This is a genomic window from Leucobacter chromiireducens subsp. chromiireducens, from assembly GCF_016758255.1.
In the GTDB taxonomy this organism is placed as follows: Bacteria; Actinomycetota; Actinomycetes; order Actinomycetales; family Microbacteriaceae; genus Leucobacter; species Leucobacter chromiireducens.
In genome coordinates, this window is record NZ_QYAD01000003.1 from 297,347 (window position 1) to 317,810 (window position 20,464).

The following is a 20,464-nucleotide window of genomic DNA, read 5'->3' on the forward strand; positions in this document are numbered from 1 at the left end:
CTCGGTTCTGAGCACGACCGGTCAAGGAGGACTGCGAGATGGCCGCACCTGGGCTCAACCACCTGCAGCAGCGGATCGTAGCCGCACTCCAGGTGGACGGTCGGGCCTCCTGGCGGAAGATCGCGGAGGCGCTCGGCGAACCCGAGCGTACGGTCACGCGACACGGCTCAGACCTCCTGGAGAGCGGCCGTGTCGTCGTCGCCGCCGTGACGCACTACGAGCACCAGATGATCCTCGCGTGCGAGAGCACCGCGGGCACCGCGCTGCTCAGCAGCGAGGCGCTCGCGCAACGCCACGACGTGACGTTCTGCTACCTCACGACGGGGCGCGCGGAGGTCGTGGCAGAGATCGGGTACCACGACAATCTCAGGGAACTCCTCACGCTCCAGCTCCCCGCGACAGCCGGGCTGAGAAGTTTCGCGGCTTTTCCCGTGTTGAAGTACTTCAAGACGATCCGCGGCTGGCGGAGCGGAGCGCTCACACCAGCCGAAGAACAGACGCTCCTCGCGCGCACGGGGCATGACCGCACGGAGTGGACGCTCCCGGAGACCCGTGGGCCGAAGGACGACGAGATCCTGCGCACGCTGCGGGAGGACGGCCGTGTGAGCCTTGAGGCGCTCGCCCGCCGCACGAAAATGAGTGAGACCTCGGTGGCCCGCCGGCTCGAATGGCTGCTCGGATCAGGCCAGTGCTCGATTCGAGCGCTCGTCGAGCCCGCGCTCGTCGGCTACCCCGTCGAGTCAATGCTCTGGGTGCAGGTGCCCCCGCACCGCGTCGAGGCGCTCGGGCAGCAGCTCAGTGCGTGGCCCGAGGTGCGCTACGCCGCCGCGATCACGGGCGACTACCAGCTCGTGCTGAACCTCACGGCAGCCACGCACGCCGAGCTCTACGCCCTCCTCGCGCACCCTGTGTGGTCGAGCGACGTCACGCATCTGCGCACCGACCTCATCGTCGAGGCGCGCAAGCGCGGCGGCCGGCTCCTCAGCCGGGGCTGAGGAGCCGGCCGCCGCAGCCAACTACTTCTTGATCGTCTTCCAGAGCATCTGTCCGAGCACGAAGGCGAGGAGCAGGGAGAACGCGACATTCGACCAGAACGGCGGGATGTGCGTCGCGATCACGGAGCCGAGCGGCGAGAGCACGCTCGCCGCGATGCCGAGGATGGCGGCGGCGCGCAGGTCGACGTTGCGGCGGCGGGCATTGCCGATTGTGCCCGAGATCGAGCCGGGGATGAGCATAATGAGCGAGGTACCCTTCGCGATGAGGTCGCTCGCCCCGAAGAAGAACATGAGCACCGGGACGACCACCACACCGCCGCCGACGCCGAGCAGCCCGGAGAGCACGCCCGTGACGAGTCCAGTGACGACGAGCAGCACGATGATGAGCGTGCTCTTCTCGATCTCAGCGTCGCGCTGCGGCACGACGAACCACAGGCTCACCACGACGGCGGCGAGGAAGCCCATGAAGAGCCAGCGCAGGAAACCGGTGGGCACCCGCGAGAGCAGGTAACTGCCGATCTGCGCACCCACGATCACCCCGGCCGCGAGCGCGATTGCGGTGATCCAGTCGACATTTCCCTGCACCGCGTAGCCGATGCCGCCGACCACCGCGGCCGGCAAGATCGCGGCAACAGAGGTGCCTGCGGCGAGTCGCTGCTGGAAGCCGAGGAACATGACGAGCATCGGGACGAGCACCACGCCGCCGCCGATGCCGAAGACGCCGGAAAGGAGTCCGGTGAGGGCGCCGAGCAGGGCAAGGACGATAAAGCTGGAGCGGGGAGTCTGAGTCATGGAGCGTCGATTCTGGGAGAGCGTGTGCGGGGTGCGGTGGGGTGCTGCAGGCCTCACGGCCTGCTCGCTCAGCCCGGCGCCGGCACGACGATCGCGGAACCATCGGAGCGCGGATCGCTCGCGGCTTCGTACCCAGCATCGGTCACGCGAATCAGGTTCGAGTGGCCGAGGTCTTCCGTGTACGGTGCGACCTCGGTGATCAAGAAGCCCGCCGCAGCGATCGCGTCAAGTGCCTCCTGCGGCACGTCAGACTCGGCCATTACGCCCACGGGCCCGATGCCGCGCCACTCTTCCACCATCCATCGAGGGGCGTGCGTGGCCTCGTGGGGCGATGCACCCGCGAGGGATCGCAACAAGAGCTGCGTGTGGATCTGCGGTTGCGCCGCGCCACCCATCGTCGCGGGGACCCATGCAAGCTCGTCACCTCGCAGAATGAGCACGGGCATGAGCGTGTGGCGCGGCCGCTTTCCCGGTTCAAACGCGTTCGGTGAGGCCGCGTCCAACGAGAACGAGGTGCCCCGGTTCTGAAACAGGATTCCCGTCTCGGGCTCAAGGATGTGAGCACCAAAGCTCCAGTACACGGAGTTAATGAAGGAGACGGCCCAGCCGTCCTCACTCACCGCAGCAAAGCCGACCGTGTCGCCGCTCGCCTTCGCGGCTCCCGCTGCGGGGAACTCGGGAGCACGCATCGCGACGAGTTCCGCACCGGTGGCACCACCAAAGGTGGGGTCGGAGAGGTGGCTCGCTCGGATCGCGTTCGCGTCACGGAACGCGCGGGCGAGATCGCCTGCGCCGGCACCGAGCGGATCTTCGATCCCCGCAGCAACCTCGTTCAGGGCACGGAGCAGCATGAACCCTGAGGTATTCGGTGGGCCGGTGAGGACGCGCACATCGCCGAAGGTACCCTCGAGCGGCTCGGCCCAGAACCCTTGGTAATCGATTGCGTCCTGCTTCGTGATCTTCGAGCCGAGTTGCTGCAGGCCAGCGATCCAGCGATCCGCGGTTTCTCCCTCGTAGAATTCAGCTGAGCCACCCGCCGCGATGCGCCGCAGAGTCTCCGCGAGCGCAGGCTGCGCAAGGGTCTCGCCTTCGGCGATGGGGTCGCCGTTCGGGTAAAACACGGCACGCGCGCCGGGATCCTGCTCGAGCGTTGCCCGATCGTCGGTGAGCGCCGCAGCAACGGAGCGGGAGTTGGGAAATCCCTCCTCAGCATGCCGAATCGCGGCCTCAAAGTGCTCGGCCCAGGTCCGGGTCGCTCCGTACTCGTGCAGGGAGTTCCAGCCACAGACGCCACCGGGCACGGTGACCGTGTCGATTCCCCGCAGCGGCAATGCCTCGCCGTGCTTCTCGCGGAGCGCAGTGAGTGTCTGTGCGGCAGGCGCAGTGCCCGTGGCGTTGAGGAATCGAACTTCACCGTCCGGGCTACGCACGAGCGCGACGAGGTCACCACCCAGCGCCACGTTGTTCGGGTACACGACACACAGCGTCGCTGCCGCGGCAAGCGCGGCATCGACTGCATTGCCGCCGGCGGCGAGTGCCGCGGCCCCGGCTTCCGTTGCCAAGTGGTGAGAGGTGGAGATGGCGCCGCGTGGGCGCGCAGGGGTGGAAACCATCTTAGGAACCTCCTGGCTTGCCGACCGCCTTCGCGATCTCCTTACTGATGTCGAGTACGTGCGCGCGCGCTTCGTCTTCTGCACGCGCACCGTCGCCGGAGGCAATTGCCTCGTAGATGCGACGATGCGCCACGCTCGATGCCTGCCGCCGTGCCTTGGTCTGATATCGACTTGCACGGCTCGGTGCAATCTGGTTAGCGATCTGCTCATTGATCAACGAGAGCAGCGGGTTGTGCGTATATTGCGCGATGGCCTGATGGAACGCGCGGTCGAGCTCGGCGTACCGTTCTTTCGTCACATCGAGCTCCATCGCTTTCACGAGCTCCTCGAGCTGCGTGAGGTCTCGGGGCTGCGCACGCGCCGCGGTGATGCGCGCGATTGGGGGCTCCACGATAGCTCGCAGCTCCATGATGTCCGTGAGTTCGGTGCGTATCGCTGAGAATGCCTCGAATACCTCCTCGGAGGCGCTCGCCGCTTCTCCTGGGGCGAGGATGATCGTTCCTCTGCCGGGTTTCCGGTCAATCAACCCCCGGTTCTCAAGCTCGCGCAAGGCCTCGCGAATCGACACACGTGACACGTTGAGCAACTGCGCGAGTTCGCGCTCCGCGGGAAGCTTCTCGCCAGGCGTGAGATCCCCTTCAAGGATCAGCCGCTCAAGGTCGACCGAGAGCCGGTCGGGTACCGAGAGCGTTTCGCTCCGGCTCATCGAACCCCAGTCCATTTCGTCCACCAATCTCGTTCACATGCCGCCCGCGCACCACCGCGAAAACCGCAGCGGCACTACTCGCCTTCGGCCTCAGCGTTTTTGCCGAAGTAGGCCTCGTGCAACCGCTCGTCCTCAAGCATCACACGTGCATCCCCACCGCCGGAGAGCGTTGCCGTCTCCATCAGATACCCGCGATGGGCGATAGAGAGCGCCATCCGAGCATTTTGCTCGATGAGGAGCACGCTCGTGCCCGCGGCGTTGATCTCACTAATGATCTCAAACATTTGCGCCACGATCTTCGGGGCGAGACCCATCGAGGGCTCGTCGAGCATCAGAAGCCGCGGCTGCCGGATCAGCGCCCGCGAGAGCGCAAGCATCTGCTGCTCCCCACCGGAGAGGGTCGCCGCCACCTGGTGCTTCCGCTCCTCCAAACGGGGGAAGCGCGCGAACACGTCCGCGATGCCCGCCGGAAGGTTCGTCCGCGCGCCCCAGTGCGCCACCTGCAGGTTCTCGAGCACGCTCATGCGGCCAAAGATGTGCCGCCCCTCAGGCACGAGCGAGAGTCCGCGTTTCACGCGCTGCTCCGCCCGGAGCCCCGAGATCGAGTCGCCCGCGAAGCTGATCCCGCCGCGGTGCTTGTTCAGCCCCGCGACCGCGCGCAGCAGGCTACTCTTCCCCGCACCGTTCGCGCCGACCACGACCACGAGCTCGCCGTCGTCCACGTGCAGGCTCGCATCGAGCACCGCGCGGACCACGCCGTAGCGCACGTTGAGTTCGTCGACTTCGAGCATCTTCATGCTGCATCACTCCCCAGGTAGGCCTCGAGCACGGCAGGGTTTGTGCGGATCTCCGCAGGGGTGCCATCGGCGATGATGACCCCGTGGTCGAGCACCACGATCCGATCCGAGACCCCCATGAGGAGATCCATGTCGTGCTCGATGAGGATCACGTCGATGCCGTGCTCCCGGATCCGCGCAATGAGGGTCGCGAGGTCGCGCGTCTCGCTCTCGTTGAGACCGGCCGCCGGCTCATCGAGCAGCAACACACGCGGCCGGGTCATGAGCGCCCGCGCGATCTCGACGCGGCGCTGCTGATACGCGTCGAGGGAGGACGCCCGCCGATCCCGGAACTCCCAGGCGTCGACGAAGGCGAGCACCTCCTCCGCCTCGGCAACCGTGACCCGTTCCCCGCGCCGCACGAACGGGAAGGGAGACAGGAACTTCGGCACGAAGCCGGCGAGGCGCGAATGCCCGCCCACGAGCAAGTTCTCGAGCACCGTCATGTCCCAGAACAGACGCACCGTCTGGAACGTTCGGGCGATCCCGCGGGTTGCCACGGCGTTCGATTCGAGGCGCTCCGTGCGCTCTCCGCCGAACTCGATGGCCCCGGACGTGGCGCGCGTCACCCCCGAGATCGCGTTGAGGAGTGTGGACTTTCCGGCACCGTTCGGTCCCATAAGCCCGAGCACCTCGCCGTGGCGAAGATCGAAGGAGACGGATTCGAGGGCGGTGAGGCCGCCGAACACTTGCTTCACCTCGCGGATGCGCAGCACCGGCTCGCCCGCCGCCAGAGCAGGCCCCGCAGTCTCGGCGGGGGTGAGCGTCCCGGCGGGCGGCAGCTGGCCGCCCCGCGCTCGAGTGAGCTCGAGCCGCTTCGACACGATGCCGCCTGGACGGAGGATCATGAGCACCACGACGATGAGGGCGAGAATGCCCGTGCGGAACTCGGGGTGAGCCTGGATGAGCGGGATGTCTTTCGCGACCGCCTGGAAGAAGATCCAGAGCACCGCGCCCGTGATCGGACCCCAGAGCGTCCCGGCACCGCCGAGGATCACGAGGCTGAGCACGATGAAGTTGTCCTCGAGGGTGAAGCTGTCGGGATTCACGAACTGGTTCATGTGCGCGAAGAAGACCCCAATCACGCCCGCCGTCGCGGCGCCCACCACGTAGGCGAGGAGCTTGTAGCGGCGGGTGCGGATGCCCATCGAGGAGGCGACGAGCTCGTCCTCCCGGATCGCGACCCACGCGCGGCCCACCGGCGAGGCGATGAGCGAGGCGAGGGCCACAACCAGCAGCACCACGACCACGAGAATCACGTAGTAGGTGGTTGTCGGAGGCACGGCGCCGCCGCTCAGGCTGAGCGAGGGGATATTGCGGATGCCCACCGCGCCGCCCGTGAACTCGGTCCAGTTGATTGAGACGATTCTTACGATCTCACCGAACGCGAGCGTCATGATTGCGAGATAGTCGCCGCGGGCACGAAGCGTCGGGTAGCCGATAATCGACCCCGCAATTCCGGCAAAGACTATGGCCGCGACCACGCTGATGGGGAGCACCCAAGCCAAGGCAGCGGGGTTCTCTGCGAGAAGCGGCCCAAACGTGCTCACGGTGAATATCGCTGCGGTGTAAGCCCCAACGATGAAGAAAGCGATGAAACCCAGATCGAGCAGGCCGGTGAGGCCCACGAGGATGTTCAGGCCAGAGGCGAGCGCCACGTACACGAGCGCGAGCGCTGCGACGCGCACCCACTTGTCGCCCGGGAGGACGAACGGGGCGATGAGGCCCAGGATCAAGAAGATTCCCGGCCAGATCCAGCGGCTCAATCCAAGGTCTGGCTTGAGCACAACGATAGGTGTGGTGTGTGTGTTTGACATGGTTAGACCTTTTGCACCTCACGACGGCCGAGCAGGCCCTGCGGGCGGAGCCACAGGATGATCACGAGGATCCCAAACGCGATGACATCTCGGTACGCGGATCCCTGGGGAACGTATGCGGCGGCAAGCTCTTCGCTGACGCCGAGGACGAGGCCTCCGACAAAGGCACCTGGAATGCTCCCGATCCCACCCAGCACGGCCGCAACCAGTGCTTTCAGGCCAGGCAAGAACCCCATTGTTGCCGCGGCGAAGCCGTAGCGCTGCGAATACAGCAGACCCGCAATCGCGGCCATCGCGGAGCCCAGCACGAAGGTCGTGGAGATGACTCGGTCGACACCAATGCCCATCAGCCGAGCTGCGTCCTTGTCCTCGGCGGTGGCTCGAATCGCGCGTCCGATTGGCGTGAAGCGAATGACAGCCCAGAACGCCAGCGTAACGAGCACGGCAACCGCGAGCACAACGGCATCGATTGGTTGGACCCTCGCGCCCAAGATCGTAAGGGGCGGGCCCAAATCCGGTCGTTGGACCGGCACCTGAGCGGCTCCGAAAAGGAAGGTCGCAATCGCTCTGAGCAGCATTGATACCGCAATTGCCGTGATGAGCATCGACAAGATCGGCGCGCTTCTCAGCGGTCGATACGCGATCCGCTCGATCAGCCACCCGATGAGCGACCCCACAATCACGCCGATCAGGATCGCTAGCCACGCGGGCAGCGCTGCGCTCTCGACTGACTGTCCAGCAATCATGCTGTTCGTCTGACCCGCAACGAGAGCTCCAAAGGCCCCGAACATGAAGATCTCGCCGAAGGCGAAGTTCACCATGCCGAGCACACCGTATACAACGCTAAAGGCGACGGCAAGCAGGCCGTAGATGCCGCCGACGGCAAGTCCATTGATGATTTCCTGCATCACATGTCTCCGTATTCTGTGGTGAGGAGGAGCAGCGTCTGTGGGGCGCCGCCAGGCGCCCCACAGACAACTACTCCGTAATCACAACGAACTTTCCGTCCTCAACGCGCTGGAAGGTCAGCTCCCCGACACGGTTGCCTTCGTCATCGAAGCTGATCGTGCCTGACGCCCCCGCGTAGCCGTCGGTCTTGCGAATCGCGTCTGCGACCGCTGCTCGATCCGTGCTTCCCGCTTCAGTGATGCCCTCGGCCGCGATGTATGTCGCGTCGTATGCAAGGGCCGCCCATGAGCTCGGATCCTTGTTGTACTGAGCCTGGAACGCTTCGACGAACTTCGCCGACTCTGGCCGCGGGTCGCTCGCCGAGAATGCGGCGTAAACCTCGACGCCCTCGGCGTTCGCCCCTGCGAGGTCAAGGAAGAGCGGACTCGCCGCCCCGTCTGAGGCGAAAATGGGAAGGTCAGAGCCAGCGTCACGAACCTGGTTGACGATCTTGCCGGCCTCCGTATAGAAACCGCCAATGAACACCGCATCCGGCTGGTCCTTCAGGGCCGCATCAACCGTGCTCCCGAAGTTCACTGTACCCAGCTGGTAGGCCTGAGAACTGGTGACAGTTCCGCCGGCGGCTTCAAACGCTTCGGTGAAGGAGTCAGCCACTCCCTTGCCATAGTCATCCTGCTGGTACAGGATCGCGATCTTCTTCACTCCCCGGTGTTCGGAGATGAAGCTTGCGGCCTCAGCACCCTGGTAGGCGTCGGTGAACACGGTGCGGAAGAAAATGTCGCTCGCGCCGCTCAGTTCGGGTGACGTAACCGCCGCCGCCACGATCGGCAGCCCGCACTGCGTGTAGATCGGGAGCCCGGAGAGTGCGACGCTCGAGAAACTGAACCCCAGTACCGCCGGGATCTCAGAGTTGTCGCACATCTCCTGGGCGATCACCGGCCCATTTGCCGGCTTCCCTTCGTCATCAACGACCTCGGTCGTGAGGTCACGGCCCAGGACGCCCCCGTCGGCGTTGATCTCAGAGATGGCCAGGTCAATGCCCTCACGCATCTCGAGCCCGTAGCTCGCGAAGTCTCCAGACAGCGTTGCGGTGTACCCGATCGGGATCGCCCCGTCGGCGCCCCCTTCTCCCCCTGCGCCGGAATCTCCCGACGAGCAGGCGCTCAGCGCGATCAGCGCTGCGCCCGCGGTCAGCGCCAGTGCGGCGCGTCTCCTGTAGCTCATGATCCTCACGTCCTCTGGTCGAACGATCAGTCGATCGTCTCGATCGTCATCCAGTTCTCGAAGCAGTGGTTCGCAGCGAGAGACGTCACACCGATCGTGGCACGACCGCCGAGGCCAAACTCCTCGCCGAACACGTCGCGGAAGAGGTCCGTCGCTCCCGAGGAAACGAGGTTGACGTCAACGAAATCGGGGGCCGCCACCACGAAGTTCAGCGAGTTGACCAGGCACTTGACCTTGTCAAGCGAACCGAGTGCCAGGCGCATCGTGCCGAGGCAGTTGAGCGCGGTGCGGCGGGCAGCCTGGTACCCCTCCTCGATCGTCACGTCTGCGCCGAGCTTGCCAGCGTGAATTGGCTGGCCGTTCTTTCCCAGCGCGTCCTCGACGTGGCCGGACAGGAACAGCAGATTCCCTGTCTTGTGGAACGCCTTCATCGAGCCGTAGTAGGTCCCGTGGTAGCCGCCCTGGCTGTAGTCGGGAATATCGAGACCGAGCTCAGCGACACGGGCTTCAAACGAAACAGACACCATTATCTCCTTCATAAATCTCTTCAACTGTGGAGCCGGTCGTGGCGAGAACTTGGTCTGACCAAATGACCGACTGACGATGATGCTATCAGCGAAAGTTCGCCAGAGAGAAGCGTGGGATTGACACAAAGATCACGCAGTGAACTTGGAGCACAGCTACAAGCGGGCGCCACAAAACCCCTGATGGGGGCACACGTCCAGCGTTATGAACCATGTGCCATTGCAACGCTGCGAAAGTTTCGATGTTCCGAGGAGCAGAAACGGGTGTGGCCCGGACGAATTCGTCCGGGCCACACCCGTTTCTCTCGCTCCGCGCAGACGGAGCGATCACGTTACTGAGGCAGGAGCCCCAGGTCTTCGAGGCCGATCGCGTAGCGGTACTCGTAGCCCGCAGCCTCGATGCGCTCCTTGGCGGGCGCCTGGCGGTCGACCACCACGGCGACTGCAGCGATCTCCGCGCCGACCTTTTCGAGCGCCTCGATGGCCTGCAGCGGGGAGCCGCCCGTCGTGGACGTGTCCTCGACCACGATGACGCGCTTGCCCTGCAGGTCCGGGCCCTCAACCTGGCGGCCACGGCCGTGATCCTTCGGCGCCTTACGCACCACGAAGGAGTCGTACACCTCGCCGCGCGCGACACCCTGGTGCATGATCGCGGAGGCGATCGGATCGGCGCCCATCGTGAGACCACCAACCGCAACCACACCGTCAACATCGGCGATCAGATCCAGCATGACCTGGCCGATCAGCGGTGCCGCACGGTGATCCAGGCTCAGCTTCCGCAGATCGATGTAGTAGGTAGCCTTCTTGCCACTGGTCAGCGTGAAGTCGCCGTGAAACACGGCCTCGCTGGTGATGAGGTCGATGAGCTGTTCGCGCGCGGTCGTCATACCGCCAATTCTAGTGGGCGGTTGCCGGGACGGCTCCCCCTGAGCACGCCCCGGCCCCACCGCTACGCCACGCTCTCGAGGAAGCTGCGCGTACGCTGCCGTTCCGGATTTCCGATGACCTGCTCAGGCGGGCCAGCCTCAACGACGACGCCACCATCCATGAAGACGACCTGATCAGCCACTCCCCTGGCAAAGCCGATCTCGTGCGTCACCACGATCATTGTCATGCCGTCACGAGCAAGCTCTCGCATCACGTCAAGCACGTCGCCAACCAGCTCGGGATCGAGTGCCGAGGTCGGCTCGTCGAACAACATGAGCTTCGGTTCCATGGCGAGCGCCCGCGCGATCGCCACGCGCTGCTGCTGTCCACCTGAGAGCTGCGCTGGAAAGTGTCCGGCAAAGTCCGCGAGCCCAACGCGATCGAGCAGCTCCATCCCCCGTGCCTTCGAGGGGCCCTTGCCGCGGCGCATAACGCCGACCGGAGCCTCAGTAATGTTCTCGAGCGCGGTCATGTGCGGGAAGAGGTTGAAGCGCTGGACACCATGCCGATTCCTCGGCGCTGCTGCGCGATCTGCCGCGGCGTCATCTCGTGGGTCTTCCGCCCAGCCTGTCGGTAGCCGATGAGCTCACCGTCAACAATGATTCTGCCGCCGTCAATCGTTTCCAAATGATTGACGCATCGCAAGAGTGTCGATTTTCCTGAACCCGACGGCCCCAGCAACACGGTGACGGTTCCGGCGGGCACCGCGAGCGATACATCGCGAAGCACCTGATGGGCGCCGAAACTCTTGCGCACCCGCCGGATCTGCACCAAATCATCTGCGGTGGGCGTCGTGACTGCGTTCGTCATCTGCATGCTCATGCTCCGATCACCTCAGTTGCTCGTGTGGCGGGCGCCGGCTCGGGGCCCGGCTTGCGGCGATCCAGCGCAGCTCTCAGCCGCTGGAACGGAGTGGGCGGCAGCGATCGCGAACTCCCACGCCCGAAACGACGCTCCAGGTAGTACTGCGGGATCGAGAGCACGGTCGTCATGAAGAGGTACCACGCGCTCACCACGATGAGCAGCTCGACCTGCTTCAGGTTTGCGGCAGAGATCATCGAGGCCTGCGTATACAGCTCGAGCACCGCGATCACCGAGAGCAACGACGTGCTCTTGAGCATCGAGATCAGCTCGTTGCCCATCGGCGGAATGATCACCCGCATCGCCTGCGGCAAGAGCACCCGGCGGAAAGTGTAGAGCGGCGACATACCGAGGGAGTACGCGGCCTCACGCTGCCCCTCATCGACCGACATCATGCCGGCGCGGACGATCTCGGACGAGTACGCCGCTTGATTCAGCGTCAGTGCCAGGAGACCAGCGACGAGCGGCGTCACGAGCGTGTTCGTGTCGATCTGCCAGAAGACGATGTCGGTGAGCGGGATCCCCAAGCGAATCTGGTCGAACAACAGACCAAGGTATCCCCACAGGACAATCTGCACGAGCACCGGAGTGCCCCGGAACGCCCAGACATAGAACCATGCGACACCCGACAGCACGGGATTGCTCGACAGCCGCATGGCGGCGATGATGACGGAAAGCAGGGTCGAGACCACCATCGAGATCACCGTGATGAAGATCGTGAGGCCGACACCGTCAAGAATCCGGGGGTCGAACAGGAACTGCCCGACCGCCGCGAAATCAAGGTTCGGGTTCGTTGCGACGACAACCACAAACGAGGCGACAAGCGCGACCACCACCAGGGCACTGATCCAACGCCACGGCCTCCGGAGCGGGATCGCGACGACGTCGTCATCATTGCCGAGCTGCGAGTCGGTGCGCTCGGCGAGCACTGTGTCAGACACCGGGCTACTTCGCCGTCGCCTGGTTGACCTCTGCGGACTCTACGGCGTACGCGCCGATGTGATTCCGCTCGAGGACCTTGGCGTAGCTGCCGTCGTCAATCAGCGCCTGCAAGGCCTGCTTGACGGCTTCAACGAGCTCGGTGTCGCCCTTCAGGATCCCAATCCCTGAGTACACAGGGTTGAAACCGGCCGGGTTCTCCGGATCTCGCACGATGTCAAACGCCTTGCCGTCGTCTGTTGTCGCCACAACGTACTCGGTGACCACCGCATCCGCCGAGTAGGCGTCGCTCTTGCCTGCGCGGAGAGCAGTCTGAGCGTCCAGATCGCTCGGCAGCTCCATCACGGTAATGCCGCAGTCCATCGCGCGCAGCAGTTCACCCTGAATGGTCGCCTTCTGCACGGACACCGTCTTGCCACAGAGGTCTTGCTGGGTGGTGATCTTTTTCGGATTGCCCGACTTCACCGCGATCGCAAAGCCACCGTGCGTGTAGGCGACGAAGCTCAGTGTCGCCTCGCGCTCCTCGGTGTCGTTCATGCCGCTCATGATGATGTCGTTCTTGCCGGCCTGCAGCGAGGGAATCACGGAGTCAAAGGCCTGCTTGTTGAGAGACACGTCGATACCGAGCTTCTGACCGAGCAAGCGAGCGAGCTCAGGATCAAACCCGATCGCTCGGTTGTTGTCGTCGTACATCGCCATGGGCGGGAACGGGATATCGACGGCGACGTTGATCTTGCCCGCCTTCGTAATGTCCTCGGGGAGCAGTTCGGTCAGCTTGGGGTCGGCTGTCGTGCTGATCTCGTCGCCCTGCGGAAGCTCCGCCGGGCCAGCGGCAGCGGAGGAGTTGTCCCCGCCGCCGCTCCCCGCGCAGCCGCTCAGCGTGAGCGCGAACGCGGCTGCGACAGCCAGCAGAGTGATCGGTGCCTTTTTCATCTTGATTCCTTCGTCGTTGGAGGGTGATGTGTCAGAGCGGAGCGTGCACGCTAGCCGATGGCTGGCTCGTGCAGGCGGAGCAGGTCTTCGTACGTCTCACGGCGAGCGACCAGGCGGCTCTCGCCGTCCTTCACGAAGACGATCGCCGGGCGCAGCGCGCCGTTGTAGTTGTTCGAGAGGGTGTAGGAGTACGCGCCCGTCGTGGCCATGACTACGAGATCGCCGACGCGAGCGGCCGGCATCTCGGCGCCATCGATCAGCAGATCGCCCGACTCGCACTGACGACCCACCAGCTGCACGGTCTCCGTCCACGGCTCCGTTACGCGATTGGCGAGCACCGCTTCGAAGCGCTGATCGGTAAGCGCGACGTCAAGGGTGTCTGCCATGCCGCCGTTCACCGCAACAAACGTGTCGCCCGTGTGCTTGACCGAGAGCACGTCGTAGACGGTGACGCCTGCGCGGGCGACGATGGAGCGGCCGGGCTCAATGAGCAGCCGCGCCCCCTCTGGGAGGTGCTCGCGCGCCGCGGCAACAATCGCGTCCAGGTATTCGCCGACCTCAGGAGCTTGCTCGTCGTAGGTGTACTTCACCCCGAGGCCGCCGCCCACGTCGTAGGTCGCGAAGTCTCCGGCCGTCGAGATCTTCGCGACTGCCTCAGCGAACTGGCGGGTGTTGAGGATCTGGGAGCCAATGTGCAGGTGCACGCCCTCGAACTCCATGAGCGGGTGCGCGCGCATCCGCTCGATGGCGCGCAGCGCCTGGTCCATCGGCAGGCCGAACTTCGAACGGTCGCCGCCGGTGGCCTGCGATGCGTGGGTCTCCGCGTCCACACCGGGGATCACTCGAAGCAGGAGCGCCTGGGGGCGGGTGAGGAGGCGCTCGAGCCGGTCGAGCTCGTCTTCGTTGTCGACGATGATTGCGCCGATCCCAGCAGTGAGGGCCAGCTCGAGCTCGGCGTCGGACTTCGCATTTCCGTGGAAGTGGAGCTTCGCGGGATCAACGCCTGCGGCGAGCGCGAGCTGCAGTTCACCGCCACCGGCGATATCAACCGACAGTCCCTCTTCCGCTGCGACGCGATACATGCCAACGATCGGCAGCGACTTGGAGGCGAACAGCACCTCGGAGTTGGGCCAGCGCTCGGCCAGGCCGTCGATGAAGCGGCGGATCTGGCGGCGGAGGCCGGTCTCGTCGAACACGTGGAGCGGCGTGCCGTACTGCGCGGCGAGCTCCGTGATCGGCACCCCTCCGATAGCGAGCACCCCGTCGTCGGTGACGCTCGATTCCTCGGGCAGCACGTCCCACAATTCGCCGATCCGGGTGTTCTCCGGTGCCGGCTGGGCGCTCGTCGTGACCTTCTCCATCGCTGCTCCTTTGGTTCGTTGCTCACTCACCCTAGGGGAGTTTTTCTCCCCATTTTTTGGAGTAATACATTAGATTGAACATGTGACTGAAGCGATTTCTCCAAGTTCGATTCCAGTGAGCATGCCGATCGGTGAGCTCATTCGCGGCATTGGGCCTGATGCGGTCTCGGTGCTTGGCCCCCTCGACTCGGCACGCCCGGTGTCGGGCGCGGAGCTCTACGATGCGCTCGACGAGTCGCTCCCCGAGCCCGGGCTCCTGCTCCTGCTGCCCTCCGCGACCGGCCTCGCTCCCGCGGATGTTGAACGCCTGGCGCGCAGCGCGGCCGAGGGGAGGGCCGCCGGCCTCGCGCTCAAGTGCAAAGAAGAGGATGCGGAAGCGGTTGCCCAGGTGGCACGGTCCACCGGCCTGCCGATCCTGCGTGTGGAAGAACGGGTGAGCTGGCGGCTCTTCGACGCGCTGCTGTCTCGGCTGCTCGGTGAGCATCGCTACAGCGACAATGCCCAGGGCGACCGCGGACCTGAGCCGCTCTTCGCGTTGGCGAACGAGCTTGCCGAGTTCTTTGGCGGCTCCGCAGCCATAGAGGATCTCGAGCGCCGGATCGTGGCGTACTCCTCGGTGCCCGGCCAGGTGATCGACAGCCTACGCACCCAAGGAATCCTGACCCGGCGAGTGCCTGAGTCGCCATTCAATGAGGATCAGTACCGCTCGGTGCTTCGCGCGGACCACCCGATCGGGTACCCGCAACTCGATGATGAGGAGCCGCGCGCTGCGATCGCGGTCCGTGCCGGCGCGATGCCACTCGGCACTATCTGGGTCATCAATCCAACGGGTGACCCCGAGACGCTCTCACACGAGCAAGAGACCAAACTGCACGCCGCCGCCGCGGTCGCAGCCGCGCACATGCTCGACGATCTCCGCGCCCGAAATGCGACGCAGCTGCCGCGGGAGGACCGGCTGCGCACGCTACTCGACGGTACTGAGGTGACCGGTACCGAGCTTGCGGAGCTCGGGCTCTCCGAGGAGCGGGGCGCAGCCCTCGTGATTTTCGCCCCGCCCGGTGAACCACACCCCATGACGCTCGCCCAGCTTCGCTCGATCGTGCAGCGCCACTTCGCGCTCCACCGCCCCGAGGCCGTGACCGTGGTGCGCGGCGACCTCGTCTACGCACTCGTCACGTGCGACCCGCAGTACGGCGAGGAGCCGCTCGTTGCCCCGTTTCTCCCGCTCGTGGATCGACTCATCGGCGAGGGCACGCGGGTAGCCCTCCCCGGCGTCACGCACCGATCGAGCGAGATTGCGCAGCTGCGCCAGCTCGGTCGGCGACTCATCGAGGCGGCGGCTCGGCACTCGGACGCCGTGCCCGAGCGCGTCCTCACGGTTCCGCTGCTTCGCGCGATCCTCACGTTCGAGCAGGTGGCTGAGGTGTACGCCGTCGAACCCGAATTGCGCATCCCCGAGCTGGATCGCCTCTTCGCTGAGCAGCCCGCGTTCGCCGCAACGCTCCGTGCATGGTGTGCTGCGCTCGGCAATGTGGCGCGCACGGCGCGCGCGTTGGATGTGCACGAGAACACGGTGCGCCACCGACTGCACCAGATCGATGAGCGGTACGAGCTGCGGTTGGGATCCGACGATGATCTCCTCGCGGTCTGGCTGCAACTCCGTGCGCTGCACAGCGGGGAAGGAATACCCACGCGCCCATCGCGTTGACCTCATCGGACACGTAGGCTGCAGGAAAAGGGGGCGCTCATGCATCAGGTGGCAGATCTCGCGGGGCTTTTCGCCGACGGGCCAGTTGCGGTGCTCACGGGTGCCGGCATCAGCACGGACTCTGGGATTCCCGACTACCGGGGCGCAGGAACCCCGCCCCGCACGCCCATGAGTATCGCTCAGTTCACCGAGGACCCCGCCTACCGTCAGCGCTTCTGGGCGGGCGCCCGTGTCGGATCAGGGCCAATGAGCGCAATTGAGCCGAACGCGGGGCACCGCGTTCTCGCAGACCTCGAAGCGGCCGGCCGCGTCGACGGAGTCATCACCCAGAACGTGGATGGCCTGCACCGCCGTGCCGGATCCCGCACCGTTGTCGAGCTGCACGGCAGCGGCTCCACCATTCGCTGCACGGAATGCGGCGCGCGGTGGATGCGCTCGGAAGTGCTGCACTGGTTCGACGTGGCGAACCCCGGCTACGCCGAAGCACACGCGAACGCTCCCCTGCGCCCCGATGGCGACGCCGCGGTGGGCGACCTTGCCGGTGTGCGCGTGCCACAGTGCCCCGTGTGCGGCGGCCAGCTGCGCCCCGATGTCGTCTATTTTGGCGAGGTCGTGCCGGCGGAGGTCTTCGCGAACGCCGAGCGGCTCGTGAATGAGGCGAGCGCGCTCCTGCTCATTGGCACCTCGCTGGCGGTCAACACGGGCGTCCGCCTGCTGCACCGCGCCGAGCGCCGCGGAATCCCGGTTGGCGTGATCAACCGGGGTCCCACGGCTGCCGACTCACGGGCGAGCGTGCGCATTGAGGGCGGCACTTCGGAGACCCTCACCGATCTCGCGGGGCTGCTCGCATAGCTGCGCCGGGCCACTAGAACGCGCCGGTGAGCGCCATCACACCGAGCGTGGTGCTCGCCACGAGCAGCGACAGGATCCCGCCCAGGATGAGGGGCTTGAGCCCGGCCGCGCGGATTGCGCGCAGATCGGTCGACATTCCGATTCCGGCGAGCGCCATCGCTACGAGGAAGACACTCACTTGAGTAAGCGCGTCGGCCGCGGGCGCGGGCACCGCGCCGAGCGAGGTGAGCGTGGCCACCACGAGGAAGCCGACCAAGAACCAGGGCACTAGGCGCAGGATCCGGCCGAGCGTGAATCGCTCTCCCTGCCCCGTGCGACGGCCATCCATCACGGCGAGGCCGATGCTGATGGGGATGATCATGAGGGTACGGACGAGCTTCACCACAACTGCGAAGCCGAGCGCGGAGGCACTGAACACGCTCGCGGCTGCGACCACCGAGCTCGTGTCGTTCACCGCGGTTCCAGCGAAGAGGCCGAACGCATGCGGGGTCATACCGAGCGCGTGCCCGAGCGCTGGGAACAGCAGCACTGCGAGGATGTTGAAGAGGAAGACGGTGGAGATCGCATAGGCGATATCGGCGCTTTTCGCGCGGATCACGGGGGAGATCGCGGCAATCGCCGAGGCGCCACAGATCCCAGTGCCGACGCCGACGAGCACGCGGAGATCGCGATCGACCCCCATGGCACGGCCGATCAGCCACGCCCCCAGGAGACACACGGTCAGTGACGAGAGCATCACCGGCAGCGACTCGGCGCCCACCTCGATGATGCTCGCGAGCGAGAGCTGCGCGCCCAGCAGCACGACCGCGCACTGCAGCACGAACTTACTCGCGTAGCCGATGCCCGGTTGCAGGCGCGTGTGCGGCTTCCGCACGAGTGCGATGAGCACCCCGATCAGCACCGCGGGGATCGCAGAGCCCAGAATGGGCAGGAACCCTCCAATCACGGTGGCGACGGCGGCGACCGCGGCGCAGACAAGCGCGCCGGGAAGCACCTCGACGCCCCGCGCGGCGAGGCGCTGGGGCAGGGTAGGAAGCGGAGAAACCTTCATGGCTCTAGTGTTTCGAACCTCAGCGCGCAGCGGAACCTGGCAACTCGTTGGGGGATCCAAGCGGTGCTTGTATCATTGCCGCGTGGCCTCTCCCGATCTCATCGACATCCGCTGCTTCGAAGCGGCGCTCCGCACGGGCAGCATTTCCGCGGCCGGACGCGAGCTCGGCGTCACGCAACAGGCGGTGTCTGCGCGCTTGCGCAGCCTGGAACGGCGCGTCGGCGTCGACCTGGTGCAGCGCTCACCCGCTGGCGTCACCGCCACGCCCGCGGGCGACGCCGTCCTCGCTTGGGCACGCGAGGTGCTGACCGCCGCGGCTCGCCTGGACGAGGGCATCGCCAGCCTCGCCGGGGGCGCCGCACGCGCCCTCTCGGTCGGTGCCAGCCAGACGATCGCTGCGCACCTGCTACCGGCTTGGCTGATCGAACTGCGCGGAGCGCAGCTCGCGGCCGGGCGCGACGCCACCTCCGTCGCCCTGCGCACGGCAAACAGCGCCGAGATCATTGCGGCGGTGCGCGCGGGAGAGCTCGACCTCGGCTTCATTGAGACCCCCGCGCTCCCCCACGGGCTCGGGGTCGCCCCCATCGGCGTTGACCGCATGGTGCTCGCAGTGTGCGCCGAACACGAGTGGGCCACCCGCGACAGCGTTGCACTCGCCGAGGTCGCTGCCGTGCCCCTCGTCACGCGGGAGCCCGGCAGCGGCACTCGTGCCGCATTCGAGGCCGCGGTCTCACAGCAGCTCGGGATCACTGCGCCCACGCCCGCCCTTGAACTCGCCACCGAAGCCGCCGTGCGTTCAGCGGTGGCGCAGGGCGTGGCCCCGGCGGTGCTCAGCGAGCTGAGTGTGCGCGACGACGTGCGCCTCGGGCGAATCGTCGAGGTCAGCCTCGATCCCGAGCCGCTCGAGCGCCCCCTCACCGCGGTGTGGCGCGGAACCCGGCGGGACCTCACGGGCCCGCGCCGGGAGCTGGTCGCGATCGCCGCGCGGGCGACCGCACCCGCCTAGTCCGCGCGGGAGATGCGCGTCATGTCGTCGCGCGGCACCACCTTGATGCGGGTGCGACCGGCTTCCTCGCCCAGGGCGAGCTCGTGCTCGTCCAGGCGATGCCAGCCCTCGATCGTGGTGTACGGCACCTCGCGCTCGTGCAGCAGGGCAGGGATAGCCTCGCTATCGTCGACGGTGGGCTGCCACCAGGATGCCTGATCCTCGATCACGGACTCGAGCGTCTCCATGGCGTCCGACTTCGTGTGGCCGATGAGCCCGATCGGGCCGCGCTTGATCCAGCCGGTCGCGTACAGGCCGGGGATCTGCTGACCCTCGAGATCCTGCACACGCCCCTGGCTGTTCGGGATCACGCCCTTCGCGTCGTCGAAGGGGATCTCGTCGAGCGGCGAACCGAAGTAGCCGATCGCGCGGTAGAGCGACTGCATCGGGATCACCTCGAACTCGCCCGTGTCGAACGCGCCGCCCTCGCCGTCGGGCGCGGTCCGCTCAATCTTCAGCCCTGCAACGCGGCCGTCCTCGACAACCACCTCGACGGGCTTCGACCAGAAGTGCATGTGCAGCCGACGGGAAGCGCGCTCCCCGCTCTCCTCGCGCTCGCGCTGCTCCTGACGCCACTTGTCCATCACACGCGTCATCACGGTGACCTGCTTGTTCTTCGCGAGCACCTCATCGGCGTACGCGTCAGGCAGATCGAAATCGCGCTCGTCCACCACCATGTCGACGTCGCGCACCTCGCCGAGCTCGCGCAGCTCAAGCGGCGTGAACTTCACGTACTTGGGGCCGCGGCGGCCGAAGAGGTGCAGCTCCTCGATGGGGTTCTTCTTGAGGCCCTGGTACACATTGTCCGGGATCTCGGTGGGCAGCAGGTCGTCGGCGTGCTTGATCAGCATGCGCGAGATGTCGAGGGCGACGTTGCCGTTGCCAATCACACCCACCGATGCGGCCTCGAGCGGCCAGGTGCGCGGCACATCGGGGTGCCCATCGAACCAGCTCACGAAATCGGCGGCGCCGTACGATGCCTCCGCGTCGATACCCGGGATGTTCAGGCCGGCGTCGCGGATCGCGCCGGTCGAGAAGATCACCGCGTTGTAGTGCTGCTTGAGGTCGTCAAGCGTGATGTCCTGCCCATAGCGCACGTTACCGAAGTAGCGGATCTGGCCACTGTCGAGCACGTCGCGCAGCGCGTTGATGATGCCCTTGATGCGCGGGTGATCGGGGGAAACGCCGTAGCGGACCAGCCCGTACGGCGCGGGCAGCTGTTCGAAGAGGTCGATCTCCACCTCGAAGTCGCGCTCCGCTTTCAGCATCAGGTCCGCCGCGTAAATCCCGGCGGGTCCAGCCCCGACGATTGCCAACCGCATCTTGCTCATCGCATTCCTACTTCCGGTCTGCCGCGAACGGTATTATCCG

18 protein-coding genes and 1 pseudogene are annotated in these 20,464 nt (G+C 66.0%); 4 read left to right on the plus strand and 15 right to left on the minus strand.

Going from position 1 to position 20,464, the window contains the following annotated elements:
- Positions 1-38: 38 nt before the first annotated feature.
- A complete protein-coding gene (locus tag D3226_RS10105) occupies positions 39-995 on the plus strand; it encodes an Lrp/AsnC family transcriptional regulator (protein WP_202382413.1) in 957 nt (318 codons plus the stop codon).
- 21 nt (positions 996-1,016) lie between these two features.
- Here the strand turns inward: D3226_RS10105 and D3226_RS10110 are convergent, their stop codons facing one another.
- The 13 genes and pseudogenes from D3226_RS10110 to lysA all read right to left on the minus strand — a co-directional run bounded on the left by D3226_RS10110 (position 1,017) and on the right by lysA (position 14,437).
- Positions 1,017-1,787, minus strand: a complete 771-nt coding sequence (locus D3226_RS10110) for a sulfite exporter TauE/SafE family protein (RefSeq protein WP_025134438.1) — start codon at positions 1,785-1,787, stop codon at positions 1,017-1,019.
- A gap of 68 nt (positions 1,788-1,855) precedes the next feature.
- Positions 1,856-3,400, minus strand: coding sequence for a gamma-glutamyltransferase family protein (locus D3226_RS10115; protein ID WP_202382414.1), 1,545 nt, complete (start codon positions 3,398-3,400; stop codon positions 1,856-1,858).
- 1 nt (position 3,401) lies between these two features.
- On the minus strand, positions 3,402-4,106 hold the full coding sequence (locus D3226_RS10120; RefSeq protein WP_237462676.1) for a FadR/GntR family transcriptional regulator: 705 nt from the start codon (positions 4,104-4,106) through the stop codon (positions 3,402-3,404).
- Positions 4,107-4,180: 74 nt separating this feature from the next.
- Positions 4,181-4,903, minus strand: a complete 723-nt coding sequence (locus D3226_RS10125; protein WP_202382415.1) for an ABC transporter ATP-binding protein — start codon at positions 4,901-4,903, stop codon at positions 4,181-4,183.
- The gene (locus D3226_RS10130; RefSeq protein ID WP_202382416.1) at positions 4,900-6,759 is read right to left on the minus strand and encodes a branched-chain amino acid ABC transporter ATP-binding protein/permease; all 1,860 of its coding nucleotides are present in this window, start codon (positions 6,757-6,759) and stop codon (positions 4,900-4,902) included. The genes D3226_RS10125 and D3226_RS10130 overlap by 4 nt, the downstream gene beginning before the upstream one ends.
- A 2-nt stretch (positions 6,760-6,761) precedes the next feature.
- A complete protein-coding gene (locus tag D3226_RS10135) occupies positions 6,762-7,667 on the minus strand; it encodes a branched-chain amino acid ABC transporter permease (protein ID WP_202382417.1) in 906 nt (301 codons plus the stop codon).
- Positions 7,668-7,737: 70 nt separating this feature from the next.
- Positions 7,738-8,892 (minus strand): ABC transporter substrate-binding protein, encoded by a 1,155-nt coding sequence (locus D3226_RS10140; protein WP_202382418.1) that lies wholly within the window; start codon positions 8,890-8,892, stop codon positions 7,738-7,740.
- A gap of 26 nt (positions 8,893-8,918) precedes the next feature.
- Positions 8,919-9,416, minus strand: a complete 498-nt coding sequence (locus D3226_RS10145; RefSeq protein WP_202382419.1) for an Atu1372/SO_1960 family protein — start codon at positions 9,414-9,416, stop codon at positions 8,919-8,921.
- A gap of 332 nt (positions 9,417-9,748) precedes the next feature.
- Complete coding sequence (gene pyrE / locus D3226_RS10150; protein WP_202382420.1) at positions 9,749-10,303, minus strand: orotate phosphoribosyltransferase; 555 nt, start codon at positions 10,301-10,303, stop codon at positions 9,749-9,751.
- Positions 10,304-10,365: 62 nt separating this feature from the next.
- A pseudogene (locus D3226_RS10155) lies at positions 10,366-11,153 on the minus strand (amino acid ABC transporter ATP-binding protein).
- An 8-nt stretch (positions 11,154-11,161) separates the two neighbouring features.
- Positions 11,162-12,145, minus strand: a complete 984-nt coding sequence (locus D3226_RS10160) for an ABC transporter permease subunit (protein WP_202382421.1) — start codon at positions 12,143-12,145, stop codon at positions 11,162-11,164.
- A gap of 4 nt (positions 12,146-12,149) precedes the next feature.
- The gene (locus D3226_RS10165) at positions 12,150-13,076 is read right to left on the minus strand and encodes an ABC transporter substrate-binding protein (protein WP_202382422.1); all 927 of its coding nucleotides are present in this window, start codon (positions 13,074-13,076) and stop codon (positions 12,150-12,152) included.
- A gap of 50 nt (positions 13,077-13,126) precedes the next feature.
- Complete coding sequence (lysA, locus tag D3226_RS10170; RefSeq protein WP_202382423.1) at positions 13,127-14,437, minus strand: diaminopimelate decarboxylase; 1,311 nt, start codon at positions 14,435-14,437, stop codon at positions 13,127-13,129.
- An 82-nt stretch (positions 14,438-14,519) separates the two neighbouring features.
- On the opposite strand from lysA, the gene D3226_RS15080 reads away from it, so the two are divergent.
- Both D3226_RS15080 and D3226_RS10180 read left to right on the plus strand, forming a co-directional pair.
- Positions 14,520-16,145, plus strand: coding sequence for a helix-turn-helix domain-containing protein (locus D3226_RS15080; protein ID WP_202382424.1), 1,626 nt, complete (start codon positions 14,520-14,522; stop codon positions 16,143-16,145).
- 39 nt (positions 16,146-16,184) lie between these two features.
- Positions 16,185-16,997, plus strand: coding sequence for a Sir2 family NAD-dependent protein deacetylase (locus D3226_RS10180; protein WP_202382425.1), 813 nt, complete (start codon positions 16,185-16,187; stop codon positions 16,995-16,997).
- A gap of 13 nt (positions 16,998-17,010) precedes the next feature.
- Here D3226_RS10180 and D3226_RS10185 read toward each other — a convergent pair whose 3' ends face one another.
- Positions 17,011-18,048 carry a YeiH family protein gene (locus D3226_RS10185; protein WP_202382426.1) on the minus strand — a complete coding sequence of 346 codons (1,038 nt, stop codon included), beginning with the start codon at positions 18,046-18,048 and terminating at the stop codon, positions 17,011-17,013.
- An 82-nt stretch (positions 18,049-18,130) separates the two neighbouring features.
- Here D3226_RS10185 and D3226_RS10190 point away from each other — a divergent pair, with 82 nt between their 5' ends.
- Complete coding sequence (locus D3226_RS10190; RefSeq protein WP_202382427.1) at positions 18,131-19,054, plus strand: LysR substrate-binding domain-containing protein; 924 nt, start codon at positions 18,131-18,133, stop codon at positions 19,052-19,054.
- On the opposite strand, the gene D3226_RS10195 is transcribed toward D3226_RS10190, so the two are convergent.
- Positions 19,051-20,424, minus strand: coding sequence for a ferredoxin--NADP reductase domain-containing protein (locus D3226_RS10195; protein ID WP_202382428.1), 1,374 nt, complete (start codon positions 20,422-20,424; stop codon positions 19,051-19,053). The two genes, D3226_RS10190 and D3226_RS10195, sit on opposite strands and share 4 nt — an antisense overlap.
- Positions 20,425-20,464 lie beyond the last annotated feature (40 nt).

Bases quoted from the DNA above. Each gene is read 5' to 3' on its own strand.
- D3226_RS10105 (WP_202382413.1), top strand. From the start codon at position 39: ATGGCCGCACCTGGGCTCAACCACCTGCAGCAGCGGATCGTAGCCGCA.
- D3226_RS10110 (WP_025134438.1), bottom strand. From the start codon at position 1,787: ATGACTCAGACTCCCCGCTCCAGCTTTATCGTCCTTGCCCTGCTCGGC.
- D3226_RS10115 (WP_202382414.1), bottom strand. From the start codon at position 3,400: ATGGTTTCCACCCCTGCGCGCCCACGCGGCGCCATCTCCACCTCTCAC.
- D3226_RS10120 (WP_237462676.1), bottom strand. From the start codon at position 4,106: ATGAGCCGGAGCGAAACGCTCTCGGTACCCGACCGGCTCTCGGTCGAC.
- D3226_RS10125 (WP_202382415.1), bottom strand. From the start codon at position 4,903: ATGAAGATGCTCGAAGTCGACGAACTCAACGTGCGCTACGGCGTGGTC.
- D3226_RS10130 (WP_202382416.1), bottom strand. From the start codon at position 6,759: ATGTCAAACACACACACCACACCTATCGTTGTGCTCAAGCCAGACCTT.
- D3226_RS10135 (WP_202382417.1), bottom strand. From the start codon at position 7,667: ATGCAGGAAATCATCAATGGACTTGCCGTCGGCGGCATCTACGGCCTG.
- D3226_RS10140 (WP_202382418.1), bottom strand. From the start codon at position 8,892: ATGAGCTACAGGAGACGCGCCGCACTGGCGCTGACCGCGGGCGCAGCG.
- pyrE (WP_202382420.1), bottom strand. From the start codon at position 10,303: ATGACGACCGCGCGCGAACAGCTCATCGACCTCATCACCAGCGAGGCC.
- D3226_RS10165 (WP_202382422.1), bottom strand. From the start codon at position 13,076: ATGAAAAAGGCACCGATCACTCTGCTGGCTGTCGCAGCCGCGTTCGCG.
- lysA (WP_202382423.1), bottom strand. From the start codon at position 14,437: ATGGAGAAGGTCACGACGAGCGCCCAGCCGGCACCGGAGAACACCCGG.
- D3226_RS10180 (WP_202382425.1), top strand. From the start codon at position 16,185: ATGCATCAGGTGGCAGATCTCGCGGGGCTTTTCGCCGACGGGCCAGTT.
- D3226_RS10185 (WP_202382426.1), bottom strand. From the start codon at position 18,048: ATGAAGGTTTCTCCGCTTCCTACCCTGCCCCAGCGCCTCGCCGCGCGG.
- D3226_RS10195 (WP_202382428.1), bottom strand. From the start codon at position 20,424: ATGAGCAAGATGCGGTTGGCAATCGTCGGGGCTGGACCCGCCGGGATT.